The sequence below is a fragment of the Streptomyces viridosporus T7A genome (assembly GCF_008704515.1).
Lineage (GTDB): Bacteria > Actinomycetota > Actinomycetes > Streptomycetales > Streptomycetaceae > Streptomyces > Streptomyces viridosporus.
The window spans coordinates 2,317,047-2,329,630 of sequence record NZ_CP023700.1 but is presented as its reverse complement, the minus strand read 5'-3'; the positions used below and the strand labels follow the sequence as shown (position 1 = coordinate 2,329,630).

Here is a 12,584-nt window from a genome sequence, read left to right as displayed (position 1 = left end):
GGGCGGGGCGCCGGATGCGGGGCGTTTCCCGCGGCGGGCGGAGCGCCGGGGTTCCTTCCGCCCGCCGGGACGGTCCGGCCCCGGCGGTCCGTCCGGTCCCGGTGCGCGGTCCGGTCCCGGTGTGCCCGTGTTCCGTGCCCCGTTCCGCGGCTTGCTCCGTGACCGTGCCCCCCGGTCGCCGGAGCCCCGTGTGTCTCCCACCGCTGGCCTCCCCCGCTCGCCGATCCCGACGGACGGTCACTATGGCGGGGCACGGTCCACCGGGGGCAGGGCGCGGGACGGGGCGGAGGAGGCGTGCGGGCGCACGGGCCGGGGGGACCGGCCGGGGCGGGGGCACCGAGGGCCGAGCCCGGGTGCGCGGACGGAGGACCGTGCGCGGGGCCGGGCACACAGGGGCGCGGTGCGGGGGGCGTGGCGCGGGGGCGTGGGAAGGGCGCCGGCCCGCCGGCTACGCGCTGACCGGGCGGGACCAGGCCGGTGCGGTGCCCGTCAGCCGGCACAGGGTGAGGTAGAGCGGTATCGGCGGTGTGTAGGGGAGCGTGCCGTCGGGGCGGTGGATCAGACCGGGCAGGTCCGGGGTGTCGTGGAGGACCGCGCCGGTGGCGTAGCGCGCGGGGGCGGGCCACTCCAGGGCGTAGTCCGAGTCGGACGGGACCAGCCACCACCAGTGCGCCGCGTCGGCGTAGACGCAGCCCACCCGGGGCAGCCGGGGCATCACCAGGGGGCCGAGGCGGGCGGGGACCGCCACCGCGTCGCAGCCCATCGGGGCCGTCATGCCGTCGGGCACCGGGAGCCGCCGGAGCGTGCCGGGGGCGCGGTGTCCGCGCTGGAGGCGGACCAGCGTGTCCAGGTGCAGCACCCGGGCGCCGGACGTGACCGTCACGGCCGCCCCCCGTCCGGGTGGTACCGGCGCGAGGGCGGGACCAGGTTCTCCGCCGCGCGGCGCTGCTCGTCGGGCCGGTCGCCGTCGCCGTCGTCCGGGCCGTGGGGCGGCCCGGGGGTCGGGCGGGCGCCCCAGCCCAGGTCGTTGCGGGGTTTTGCGGGATCGGGCGGGATGCCGGCCTGGCGGGGCAGGTCGGCCCAGACCAGCAGTCCGGGACCGTGCTCGCGGGTGCCCCACGCGTGACACAGGGCGTCGACGAGGAGCAGGCCCCTCCCGTGCTCCTCCTCCGGCCGCTGCAGGGTGTTCGCCCGCGGCTGGTCCGGTGCGCAGCCCTCGTCCCGCACGGCTATGCGCACGAGGCCGTCGCCGTCCTGCAGCTCGCAGACGATGCGGCTGCTCGCCGTGTGCACGATGGCGTTGGTGACCAGTTCGGAGACGACCAGGGCCGCTGTGTCGCGGGTGTCCTCGCACACCGACCAGCCGGTCAGCCGTGATCTCGTCAGGCGTCTGGCCTGAGCGGGGGAACCCGGATGGGCGGCCAGTTCGAAACGGAACCGGCGCTCGGCAGCGGCCCCCGCGGGGTCGTCTTCCGAGGGGGCGCCGAGACCGAGAGGGCCTGCGACGGCGTCTGTTCCTAAGGGCGCGGACGGAATCACGCTTGCCACTATCGCCCCGCCGTGAACACTTGGCAAGTGTCACTCTGAAAAATGCAGAGTGCTGTGTGACGGTCTGGACGGGCGTGGCACACTGCTCGCAACAGCACCTCGCGCGGCGTCGGTTGAGGCCGCCGAAGACCCGTTCGAACACATGGTCGGAGTGGTGGCCGGACGGGCGGGTTCCCGGGGCGGACCGTCGAACGGGCGCCGCCGGGCTGTCAGGAATTCTTCTCGTGGAGGTGGAGCGTGAGCGAACCGCGGTCCGCGCCGACGGTCGGGCAGGTCGTCCTCGGTCGGCGCCTGCTGGACCTGCGGGAACGCGCGGGACTCAAGCGGGAGGAAGCCGCCCGCATCCTCCGTGTCGCCCCCGCCACCGTCCGCCGCATGGAGATGGCCGAGGTCGCGCTGAAGATCCCGTACCTCCAGCTCCTGCTGAAGGCCTACGGCGTCTGCGAGGACGAGGCCGACGCGTTCGTGCAGCTGGCGGAGGAGGCCAACCGGCCCGGCTGGTGGCAGCGCTTCCACGACATCCTGCCCGGCTGGTTCTCGATGTACGTCAGCCTGGAGGGCGCGGCCTCCCTCATTCGCAGCTACGAACCCCACTTCGTCCCCGGACTGCTCCAGACCGAGGACTACGCGCGCGGGGTGCTGCGCTCGGGCGCCGTCGGGCAGACGCGGCCCGAGGACATCGAGCGCCACGTCGACCTGCGCACGCAACGGCAGGAACTGCTCACCCGCGAGGACGCGCCCCGGCTGTGGGTCGTGATGGACGAGACCGCGCTGCGCCGCCCGGTCGGCGGCCCGGAGGTGATGCGTGCCCAGATCGACAAGTTGCTCGAGGCCACGAAGTTGCCCAACGTGACGCTGCAGGTCGCCCCGTTCTCCAGCGGGCCGCACCCCGGCACGTACGGGCCCTTCGTGCTGTTCCGATTCGCCATGCCCGAACTGCCGGACATGGTCTACAGCGAGTACCTGACCGGCGCCGTCTACCTGGACGCGCGCGCCGAGGTGGCGACCCACCTCGAGGTCATGGACCGCATGGCGGCGCAGGCCGCTACGGCACATCGCACGAAGGAGATCCTCCGGGATCTCCGCAAGGAGCTGTGAATGGAACTCGTGGAGTCCCTGACGTCCCTGCCCCGACCGCGGGCCCGCACCGAGCGGATCTACAACGGCATGCCCGCGCGGGAGCTGGGCAGTGAGGGCTGGCACAAGCCGTGGAGCGGCGGCAACGGAGGCAACTGCCTGGAGGCGATGAAGCTCGACGACGGCCGGATCGCCGTACGGCAGTCCACCGATCCGGACGGGCCGGCGCTCATCTACACCTCCGCCGAGATGACGGCCTTCATCGAGGGAGCGAAGGCGGGGGAGGCGGACTTCCTGCTGTCCTGAACCTTGTTGTGCGTCCTGCTTTTTATTTCCTGACTTGTGATATGGCACCGCATTGACCACTGACAACTGCAGAGACTTATGGAGTCCGTCATGACCGGGCAGTCCCCCGTCGAGATCGACACGAGCAGGCCCCATCCCGCACGGATGTACGACTGGTATCTCGGCGGCAAGGACAACTACCCGGTCGACGAGGCCATGGGCCGGCAGATGCTGGCCCTGGACCCGAGGGTGCCGGTGATGGCGCGGGTGAACCGCGCGTTCATGCACCGGGCCACGCGCTGGCTGGTCGGCCGGGGCATACGCCAGTTCCTCGACGTCGGCACCGGCATCCCCACCGAGCCCAACCTCCACCAGGTCGCCCAGCGGATCACGCCCGGGGCGCGCGTCGTGTACTGCGACAACGACCCCATCGTGCTGGCCCACGCGGCGGCCCTGCTGCGCGGCACGGACGAGGGGGCGACCGAGTACCTCCAGGCGGACGTGCGCGATCCGGACAGCATCCTGGAGGGCGCGCGGAAGGTCCTCGACCTCACCGAGCCGGTCGCGCTGTCGCTCATCGCGCTGCTGCACTTCGTCCCCGACGAGGACGGGGCGCACGACCTGGTCGGACGGCTGCTGGCGGCCCTGCCCTCCGGCAGCCACCTGGTCGTCACCCACGCGACGGCCGACTTCACCCCCGAGGAGTCGAAGGCGGCCACCGAGAAGCTCAAGGCCGCGGGCGTCACCCTGGCGCTGCGCTCCCGCGAGGAGTTCACCCGCTTCTTCGACGGTCTCGAGCTGGTCGAGCCCGGCGTCCAGGTGCCGCACCGGTGGCACCCCGAGCTGGGGGAGCCGGTGGAGGGGCAGGACGACGGGGTGATCCCGGGCTACGGGGCGGTGGGGCGCAAGCCCTGAGCCCCGGTGGGGCGGGAGCCCGCGTTCCGGCACCGTTCCGCCCGCGGCGGCCCGCCCGTCCCGGACGGCGGGCCGGCGCGGGCGACCACCCGTGCCGCGCGGGACGCCGGCCCCGTGCGGCGTGCGGGGGACCGGCGCGGCCGTGCGCCCGGTGCCGGTCAGACCCTCATCGGCCGGTCGTCCGGACCGATGGGCGCCGGGAGCCGTGTGGTGCCGCCCGACAGGTGGCGGTCGACGGCCGCCGCCACCGCGCGGCCCTCGGCGATCGCCCACACGATGAGCGACTGCCCGCGGGCGGCGTCCCCGGCCGCGAACACGCCCGGCACGCCGGTGGCGAAGCCGGCGTCCCGCGCGAGCGTGCCGCGCGGCTCCAGCGCGAGCCCCAGCCGGTCGATGAGCCCGTCCGTCCGGTCCGGACCCGAGAAGCCGAGCGCGAGCAGCACGAGATCGGCGGGCAGGGTGCGCTCGGTACCCGGCACGGGCCGGCGCCCGGCGTCCACCTCGACCAGGTGCAGGGAACGCACATGCCCCTGCGCGTCACCGGTGAAGCGCAGGGTGGACGCCGCGAACAGGCGCGCGTCCGCGTCCGCCGCCGGGGCCGTGCGCAGGTCGCGGGCCTCCTCGTGCGCGGCGGACAGCCGGTAGAGCCTGGGGTACGTCGGCCAGGGGTCGGCGTCGTCGTCCCGCTCGGTGCCCGGCCGGCCGTAGATGTCGAGCTGGGTCACGGACGCGGCGCCCTCCCGCACGGCCGTGCCCAGGCAGTCGGCGCCCGTGTCCCCGCCGCCGACGATCACCACGTGCCGGCCCGCGGCCGACAGCGGCGACGACTCCAGGTCCCCCGCGCACACCCGGTTGGCCAGCGGCAGGTACTCCATCGCCTGGTGGATCCCGGTGAGTTCGCGCCCCGGTACGGGAAGCTCCCGCCACGCGGTCGCCCCCGTGGCGATCACCAGCGCGTCGTAACGGGCCCGCAGTTCGGCGGCGTCGACATCGCGCCCGACCGTCGTGGACGTGCGGAACCTCGTGCCCTCGGCCCGCATCTGCTCGATGCGTCGTTCCAGATGGTGCTTCTCCATCTTGAACTCGGGGATGCCGTACCTCATCAGCCCGCCGATCCGGTCGTCCCGCTCGTACACGGCGACCGTGTGACCGGCCCGGGTCAACTGCTGGGCCGCGGCCAGTCCGGTGGGCCCCGAGCCGATGACCGCGACCGTTCGGCCGGAGAGCCGCTCCGGCGGGGCCGGCGGCGCGAAGCCCTCCTCCCAGGCCCGGTCGGCGATGGCGCACTCGACGTTCTTGATGGTGACGGCGGGCTGGTTGATGGCGAGGACGCAGCCGGCCTCGCAGGGAGCCGGGCACAACCGGCCGGTGAACTCCGGGAAGTTGTTGGTGGCGTGCAGCCGCTCCGCCGCGGCCCGCCAGTCCTCGCGCGCGACCAGGTCGTTCCAGTCGGGGATCAGATTGCCCAACGGGCAGGCGTCGTGGCAGAACGGGACCCCGCAGTCCATGCAGCGGTCGGCCTGCGGACCGATGAGGGGCAGCAGCGCCCCGGGAACATGGACCTCCCGCCAGTCCCGGACCCGTTCCTCCACCGGCCTGCGCGGCCACTCCTGGCGCGGCGTGGTCAAGAAACCCTTGGGATCGGCCATGGCCGTCTTCCTTGCGTGCGCGGGTGACGGGCCGTGCGTCGTCGGGCGGCACCCCCGGCCGCCGTCAGGCCGCCTCCCCGGTCACGATACGTCCGCTCGCGCGGACCCGCAGGGTGCCGGACAGCGCTTTCCCGAGGGCCGGGACGGCGGGTCCGTCAGGTGAGCGCCAGGAGGTAGGCCGTCGCCGCCCCGGCCGAGGCGACCGTGCGGACGTGGTTCCACGCCGTCCACGCGCGCACATAGGACGGCCAGTACGCGGACGCCTCCGCACCCTCCGGGTCGAGTCCGGCCAGCGCGTCGTTGCGCGGGACGTTCGCGACCGCGGTGAGCCCGAAGGACCCGAGCAGGTACAGCGCGCCGCCCACCAGCGACTCGACCGCCCCCTCGGTGGGCCACCGCACCGACGCCACCACGGTGAGCGCCGCGCACAGCACCGTCGAACCGAGGAACAGCGCCATGAAGGCCGGCCGCACCGCCGCCGCGTTGATCGCCTGCATCGCGGCGACGCCCCGCGCGGGCGGCAGGGCCGCGAGCCCTTTCATCACGAAGGCCGAGAAGCCGCAGAAGACCCCGGCCACCAGCCCGGTCCCGAGCACGCCCAGCACCGTCAGCACGAAGTACGGCCCCTCGGTCATGTCGTCCACCCCGTCGGCCGGGACCCCGCCCGGCCCTCATCGCCTCCACCGTCACCCCGAGTGAACGCGAGGAGGGGCACGCCCGGCCATGGCCGAGGAGCGCGGCGGCATGCGCGAGCCTCCACGGGCGGCGGCACGTCCCGTCACCCGGCGGAGTCCGGCCGGGCCCGCGACCACTGCGCCAGCACCCTCTCCACGGCGGGGGCGATCCGCCGCCGCGCCTCGTTCCGGGGCACCCCGCTCATCAGCAGGCGGTCGTACGGCGTGTCCAGATGCCGTACGGACGCCGCGACCGCCGAGACCACCGCCCCCTCGGACAACGCCCGGCCCGCCGCGCTCCGGCCCACCCGTCCGCTGCCCCGGACCGAGGTGTGCGCGGCGACGGACCGGGCCCGCTCGGCGGGACACCCGGGGAACAGCCGCCGTATCTCCGCCGCGAAGGCCTCCGTGAACCGCGCGTCCTCGGCCGCCCGCCGCCGTGCGTCCCGTGCCCGGCGCCGCCGGCGTGCCTCGGCGTCCGCGAGACAGCGCCGCTCGGCCCGGGCCAGCGCCTCCTCCTCCACCAGGACGCCCTGCCGCTCGTAGCGGCCCCTGCGCCGGTCGAACCGCACGACCACCGCGGACAGCGTGCTCTCCTCCCGCGCCCTGCGGGTGAGCGCCGTGTCGCCGCGCGGCAGGAGAACGAGATGGCCCAGATCGGCGCAGTCGAGACAGCGCGGCGCGCCGTTCTCCCTCACCAGCAGGGGGAGGGGGCCGCGGCGGCAGTCGGCGCAGTGACGTCTCCTGACCGGCCGGTGGACGACAAGTCCGTTGAAGAGAGGGGGAATTGAACGGGGTTCCATAGGTCTTTCCTTCCCCCCTCGACCGGACGGGGACCACGTGCCGGGCGCCGTGGGCCGCATCCGGTGGGCGTCCGTGCGGCGCCCCGCTCCCGCGCCGGCCGTTGACGCATCATGGGCGGTGTGCGACTGGAAGCGATCACCTGGGATCGGCTCGGCGACCTCCTCGCCGAGCGCCTGCTGGAGCTGAGGGCGGCCGACGGCGGTCCCTGGCTGCGGCTCGCCGTCGACGGAGCCCCCGCCGCCCGCCCGGGAGACCTCGCCGAGCGGGTCGCCGAGGCGTTGCGGATACGCGGCCGCCCCTCCCTCGTCGTGGGCGCCGAGGGCTTCCTGCGCCCCGCCTCCGTCCGCCTCGAGCACGGACACCGGGACGTGGAGTCCTACTACGGCGGCTGGTACGACACCGGAGCCCTGTGGCGCGAGGTGTTCGGTCCCCTCGAACCCGGCGGGAGCGGACGGGTCCTGCCCGACCTGTGGGACCCCGTCACCGACCGCGCCACCCGCAGCCCCTACGTCCGGCTCCCGCCCGGCGGTGTGCTGGTGCTGCACGGCCCGCTCCTCCTGCGGCACTGGTTCCCCTTCGACCTGACCGTCCACCTCCTCCTCTCCCCGGGCGCCCTGCGCCGCCGCACCCCGGAGGCCGAGCACTGGACCCTCCCCGCCTTCGCACGCTACGAACGGGAGACGGACCCGGCCGGGACGGCGGACGTGCTGGTGCGGGCCGACGATCCGAGGCATCCGGCATGGCGCGGCTGAGACCGCCGGGACCGCGGGGCCCGGCGGGCCGGACGCCCGGCCCGAGCCGCTTCCTCCGGGTGCCGTGGGCGGGCGGGGCGACGAGAATGAGGGACGCCGGGACTCGCGGTGCGCCCCGTGCCGCGCCGGCCGTCCGGCACCGGGAGGTACTCCATGACCACCGCCGGAGACATCATGCACCGTGGCGCCCAGTGGATCCCCGCCCACGAAACCCTCGACCGTGCCGCCCAGTTGATGCGCGAGCTGAACGTCGGCGCCCTACCCATCAGCGACGCGAACGAACGGTTGTGCGGCATCCTCACCGACCGCGACATCGTCGTCGGCTGCGTCGCCGTGGGACACGATCCGGCCCGGGTCACCGCGGGCGACATGGCCCAGGGGACACCGCGCTGGATCGAGGCGGACGCCGACATCAGCGAGGTCCTCCAGGAGATGCAGACGCACCGGATCCGCCGGCTTCCCGTCATCCAGAACAAGCGCCTCGTCGGCATGATCAGCGAGGCCGACCTCGCCCGGCACCTGTCGGACGACCAGATCGCCACCTGGGCCGAGAACGTCTACGCCAGGACCGCCGCGGGCTGACCGCGGCCCGCCGCACGGGAGGCCCGGGCGGGCCGGAGCCGGGTGCGGCCGGCGCGTCCGTTGCCGCCGCCTCCCGGTCACCGGGCGCCGTGCGTCAGGGGAGCACGGGTGGGCGGCCCCCTGTCCGTTCCACCGCCCGTGCACCCGCCCCGCACCCCTCCCGCGCCGCCTGCTCCGGGTCGGCGCCCGCGAGCAGGGCCGCGAGGAACGCGCCGGTGAAGGCGTCACCGGCGCCCGTGGTGTCCCGGGGGACCGCCCGCACCGCGGGAACGCGTGCGCACACCTCGCCGGACCGCGCGAGCAGGGCGCCCTCCGCGCCCTGCTTGACCACCACCAGCGGGACGTGCCGGCTCAGCCGCGCCGCCGCGTCCGCCGCCTCGGACGAACCCGTGAGCAGGCACGCCTCGTCCCGGCTGGGCAGCAGGACGTCCACGCCCTCGACCAGCGTCAGGAACCGGTCGGCGCCCAGCCGCGCGAGGAACCCGGCCGACGCCGGGTCCAGGCTCACCGGCACCCCCCGCGCGCGTGCCGCCCTCAGGGCCACCGCGACGAGGGCACGGCCCGCTTCGGCGAACAGGAGATAGCCCGACAGGTGCAGCCGCGCCACTCCGTCCAGCAGCGCGTCCGACCAGTCACCGGGATCCAGCCGCAGCGACGCGCCGCTGTCGGTGAGGAAGGTCCGTTCGCCGGCCGCGTCCCCGTCGACGAGGCAGATCACCGTCCCCGTCGGCGCCCGCTCGTCGACGACGAGCAGGGGGCGCACCCCCCGGGCGACCAGTTCCCGCTCGTGCCAGGCCGCCGCGTCCGCCCCCACCCGGCCGAGGAGCCGCACCTCGCCGCCGCCCCGGCGCGCCGCCCAGCAGGCCACGTTGGCCCCCGCGCCGCCGGGCAGCGTCCGGATCGCCGCCGCCGTGTCCGTCCCCGGAGCGAGCGGCCCCCGGTGCCGGGCGACCACGTCCGTGATCACGTCACCCACGACCAGCAGCGCCCCGCCCCGCACGGCCCCCGTCACTGCCCGGCGGCCCAGGCCGCCGCGACGCGTGCCGCCAGGCGTACGTTGCCCCGGACCGCCGCCAGGTTGGCGGTCAGGGAGGCGCCGTCGGTGCGGCGGACCAGGTGGTCGAGCAGGAACGGGGTGACCGCCTGGCCGGTGACGCCCTGCTCCTCGCACGCGTGCAGCGCCTCCTCGAGCACCCGTGCGTGCAGCCCGGGATCCAACTGCTCCTCCGCGGGAACCGGCCGGGCCACGATCAGCGCCGATGCGGGCCCGCCGAGCGAGTCCTGCGCCCGCATGACGTCCGCCACCTGCTCCGGGGTGTCCAGCCGCCAGTCCACGGGATGCCCCGAGTCGGACAGGTAGAAGCCGGGGAAGCGGTCCGTGCCGTACCCGGCGACCGCGACCCCCAGGGTCTCCAGTCTCTGCAACGTCGCCGGCACGTCCAGGATCGACTTCACCCCCGCGCACACCACGGTGATCCGGGTACGCGCCAGCAGACCCAGGTCGGCCGACTCGTCCTGGGTCACCGTCCACTCCCGGTGCACCCCGCCGAGTCCCCCGGTCGCGAACACCCGTACGCCCGCCAGCGACGCCAGCAGGGCGGTGGCCGACACCGTGGTCGCCCCGCTCGCCCCGCCGGCCACCGCGAGCGGCAGGTCACGGTGGCCCAGCTTGCGGATGCCGTCCTCGTCGGCCACCCGCTCCAACTGCCCCTCGTCCAGGCCGACCCGGGGCCGGCCGTCCAGCACGGCGACCGTGGCCGGTACCGCACCCTCCTGCCGTACGGCCGCCTCCAGCTCCAGCGCCACCCGGAGGTTGCGCGGCCGGGGCAGCCCGTGCGCGATGATCGTGGACTCCAGGGCCACCACCGGCCGGCCCGCGGCGATCGCCTCCCGCACCTCTTCGGACACCATGAGCACCACGCGTCCGCCTCCCGTCTCCCGGTCTCCCCTCATCCCTGGCGGGCCGCGAGCCGGATCAAACCCCTTGTGCGCCGCCGCGGTCACGGCGGAGGCTGGGACACATGACGGATCACACGACACGTCTCGACCACGTCGTCCTCTGGGTGCGGGACCCGATCGCCGCCGCCGGCTTCTACGAGAAGGCGGTGGGCCTCGAACCCGTCAGGCTCGCCGAGTTCTCCGTCGGCGAGGTCCCCTTCCCCTCGGTGCGCGTCAACGAGGAGACCATCCTCGACCTCATGCCGCTGGCCATGGCGGAACGCATGACGATGCTTCCCGGCGCCGCCGAGAGCTCCGGCCACCCCGTCAACCACATCTGCCTGTCCCTGCCGGCCGACGGCTTCGACACCCTCCGCAGCCGCCTCGAGGAGCAGTCCGTACCGGTGACGGACCTCTCGCACGACTCCTTCGGGGCGCGCGGCCCGGCCAGGCGCAGCTTCTACTTCCGCGACCCGGACGGCAACGTCCTCGAAGCGCGTCACTACGACTGACCGAGGACCCCGCGACCGGCCGGAGGCCCCCGCCGGGCGGCCGTGCCGCCCGAGCCGTCAGAACAGCGGCTCGGGCAGCACGCCCTCCAGGGCCAGCAGCCGGCGCTTGGTCTCCCGCCCGCCCCCGAACCCGCCGATGCCGCCGTCGCTCTCCACGACCCGGTGGCAGGGCACGACCACCGGCAGCGGGTTGGCGCCCATCGCCATGCCCACCGCCTGGGCGGCGCCGGGCTGCCCGACCCGCTCGGCCAGGTCGCCGTACCCGACGACCGCGCCGAACGGCACGCCGGAGGCCAGCTCCCGCAGGACCTCGCGGGGGAAGCCCGAGACCAGCGACCAGTCCAGCGGCAGGTCGAAAGCGTGCCGCTCGCCCGCGAAGTACGCCTCGACCTGGCGTATCGCCTCGGCCAGCAGGGGGGAGCCGGGCTCCTCGACGGGCTCGGTGCCGAGCCGGGACGCCAGCCGCTCCAGCGCGCCGTCGCGCACCGGGTCCGTGGCGTGGAACACCACGTTGACCAGGCCCTCACGGGTCGCGGCCAGCAGCAACGGGCCGATGCCGGTGGCGACGACGGCCCACACGACCCGCTGCTCGTACTGCCCATGACTGTCCATGCGCCCACCGTAGGACCCGCCACTGACAACACCGGGACGAGACGGGGGCGGAGCGGACGGGGTGGAACGGGGCGAGGAGCGGCGCGCGGGGACGCCTCTAGCCGCCCACCGCGTCCCGCACCACGTCGGGCGTGTTGGTGATGATCCCGTCGACCCCGAACCCGGCGACCCGCCGGGCGGCCGCCGCGTCGTTCACGGTCCAGGTGAGGACCTCCAGCGGCTTGCCGTGCGCCCCGTCGAGGGCGTGCACGGCGGTGACGTACCCGGCGGAGAGGGAACCGTGCGAGGGGTTGATCTGATCGGTGAAGGCCGCGTACGCGGGCAGGTCCGCCACGGGCGGCGTACCGAGGAAGCCGGTCTTCACCGCGGGTTTCAGAGCGTGGACGGTCCGCACGCTGTCCGCGCTGAAGCTCTGCACGACCAGCCGGCCCTCCAGGTGCCGGCGGTCGAGCCAGCCCTCGTTGCCCAGGAGCTTGAGGGTCTCCTGCTCGATACCGGGATACAGCTGCGGGTTCTTGATCTCCAGCAGCAGCTTCTGACGGTTTTGCTCGACACGGTCCACGAACTGCTCGAGCGTCGGCACGCGCGTGCCCGTGTACGCGGGGTCGAACCAGCTGCCCGCGTCCAGCCGGGCGATCTCCGCGGCGGTGAAGTCCTTCACCTTCCACGGCGCCCGGCCGGGGAAGACCTCCTCGACGTCGGTGGTGCGCTGCAGGCTGTCGTCGTGGAGGACGACGAGTTCACCGTCTTTGGTGCGCTGGACGTCGTTCTCCACCCAGTCGATGCCGAGTGCGGCCGCCCTGTCGACGGCGGCCAGGGTGTTCTCGGGCGCGTAGGCGGAGGCGCCCCGGTGGGCTATCACCACGGGGGGCGCGCCGGTGTCGGTGGCCCGGGCGGGGGAGAGCGGGAGCAGGAGGGCGGCGGTTCCCAGGAGCGCGGTGGTCGAAGCGGCGACAGCACGTGCGTGCATGCGTACTCCTCGCGTCGGACGATCACGGACAGTCCCACTGTGACAGCCGACGGTCAACGCGAGAGGGGCACGGGATGACCGCGGATTGAACGGAGTTGCCCATGACCGCGCACACTGGTGGCACACATATGGGGCAGAGACGTGTTTCTTTGCCGGACGGCCGTTCGGCCGTTCCGGTGGGGGCCGTACCCTCTGCGTCAACCCCGGCCGCCGGTGCGGTCCCGGGAAGGGGGATCATAACGGGAATTCCGGGACGCACGGGGCGG

At 74.6% G+C, this 12,584-nt stretch carries 15 protein-coding genes; 6 read left to right on the top strand and 9 right to left on the bottom strand.

What is annotated here, in order from left to right; translation table 11 throughout:
* Positions 1-448: 448 nt before the first annotated feature.
* Together CP969_RS10960 and CP969_RS10955 are read right to left on the bottom strand one after the other, a co-directional pair.
* Complete coding sequence (locus CP969_RS10960) at positions 449-883, bottom strand: hypothetical protein (protein ID WP_004989483.1); 435 nt, start codon at positions 881-883, stop codon at positions 449-451.
* Entirely contained in the window at positions 880-1,548 is a 669-nt protein-coding gene (locus CP969_RS10955; protein ID WP_086015519.1) for an ATP-binding protein, read from the bottom strand. The genes CP969_RS10960 and CP969_RS10955 overlap by 4 nt, the downstream gene beginning before the upstream one ends.
* Before the next feature lie 237 nt (positions 1,549-1,785).
* On the opposite strand from CP969_RS10955, the gene CP969_RS10950 reads away from it, so the two are divergent.
* From CP969_RS10950 to CP969_RS10940, 3 genes are all read left to right on the top strand, one after another.
* Positions 1,786-2,646, top strand: coding sequence for a helix-turn-helix domain-containing protein (locus tag CP969_RS10950; RefSeq protein WP_004989485.1), 861 nt, complete (start codon positions 1,786-1,788; stop codon positions 2,644-2,646).
* A complete protein-coding gene (locus tag CP969_RS10945) occupies positions 2,647-2,931 on the top strand; it encodes a DUF397 domain-containing protein (RefSeq protein WP_004989488.1) in 285 nt (94 codons plus the stop codon).
* Between the two features lie 90 nt (positions 2,932-3,021).
* Positions 3,022-3,825, top strand: a complete 804-nt coding sequence (locus tag CP969_RS10940) for an SAM-dependent methyltransferase (RefSeq protein ID WP_026085276.1) — start codon at positions 3,022-3,024, stop codon at positions 3,823-3,825.
* Between the two features lie 158 nt (positions 3,826-3,983).
* On the opposite strand, the gene CP969_RS10935 is transcribed toward CP969_RS10940, so the two are convergent.
* The 3 genes from CP969_RS10935 to CP969_RS10925 form a co-directional block, all read right to left on the bottom strand.
* On the bottom strand, positions 3,984-5,474 hold the full coding sequence (locus CP969_RS10935) for a glutamate synthase subunit beta (RefSeq protein WP_016826758.1): 1,491 nt from the start codon (positions 5,472-5,474) through the stop codon (positions 3,984-3,986).
* 155 nt (positions 5,475-5,629) lie between these two features.
* On the bottom strand, positions 5,630-6,109 hold the full coding sequence (locus CP969_RS10930) for an anthrone oxygenase family protein (RefSeq protein WP_004989498.1): 480 nt from the start codon (positions 6,107-6,109) through the stop codon (positions 5,630-5,632).
* Positions 6,110-6,252: 143 nt separating this feature from the next.
* Positions 6,253-6,951, bottom strand: a complete 699-nt coding sequence (locus CP969_RS10925; RefSeq protein ID WP_026085277.1) for a DUF2293 domain-containing protein — start codon at positions 6,949-6,951, stop codon at positions 6,253-6,255.
* A 120-nt stretch (positions 6,952-7,071) separates the two neighbouring features.
* Between CP969_RS10925 and CP969_RS10920 the strand changes: the two genes are divergently transcribed.
* Both CP969_RS10920 and CP969_RS10915 read left to right on the top strand, forming a co-directional pair.
* Positions 7,072-7,704, top strand: coding sequence for a nucleoside/nucleotide kinase family protein (locus tag CP969_RS10920; RefSeq protein ID WP_004989502.1), 633 nt, complete (start codon positions 7,072-7,074; stop codon positions 7,702-7,704).
* Between the two features lie 153 nt (positions 7,705-7,857).
* Positions 7,858-8,286 (top strand): CBS domain-containing protein, encoded by a 429-nt coding sequence (locus CP969_RS10915; protein WP_026085278.1) that lies wholly within the window; start codon positions 7,858-7,860, stop codon positions 8,284-8,286.
* 94 nt (positions 8,287-8,380) lie between these two features.
* Here the strand turns inward: CP969_RS10915 and CP969_RS10910 are convergent, their stop codons facing one another.
* Positions 8,381-9,313: a carbohydrate kinase family protein gene (locus tag CP969_RS10910; RefSeq protein ID WP_150475009.1), complete on the bottom strand. Its 933-nt coding sequence runs from the start codon at positions 9,311-9,313 to the stop codon at positions 8,381-8,383.
* Positions 9,295-10,206, bottom strand: a complete 912-nt coding sequence (locus tag CP969_RS10905) for a pseudouridine-5'-phosphate glycosidase (protein WP_016826763.1) — start codon at positions 10,204-10,206, stop codon at positions 9,295-9,297. Before CP969_RS10905 ends, CP969_RS10910 begins: the two co-directional genes overlap by 19 nt.
* A 101-nt stretch (positions 10,207-10,307) precedes the next feature.
* Between CP969_RS10905 and CP969_RS10900 the strand changes: the two genes are divergently transcribed.
* Positions 10,308-10,736 carry a VOC family protein gene (locus tag CP969_RS10900; RefSeq protein WP_016826764.1) on the top strand — a complete coding sequence of 143 codons (429 nt, stop codon included), beginning with the start codon at positions 10,308-10,310 and terminating at the stop codon, positions 10,734-10,736.
* A gap of 57 nt (positions 10,737-10,793) precedes the next feature.
* On the opposite strand, the gene CP969_RS10895 is transcribed toward CP969_RS10900, so the two are convergent.
* Together CP969_RS10895 and CP969_RS10890 are read right to left on the bottom strand one after the other, a co-directional pair.
* Entirely contained in the window at positions 10,794-11,348 is a 555-nt protein-coding gene (locus tag CP969_RS10895; protein WP_016826765.1) for a methylated-DNA--[protein]-cysteine S-methyltransferase, read from the bottom strand.
* A gap of 97 nt (positions 11,349-11,445) precedes the next feature.
* A complete protein-coding gene (locus CP969_RS10890; protein ID WP_004989512.1) occupies positions 11,446-12,318 on the bottom strand; it encodes a glycerophosphodiester phosphodiesterase in 873 nt (290 codons plus the stop codon).
* Positions 12,319-12,584: the final 266 nt, after the last annotated feature.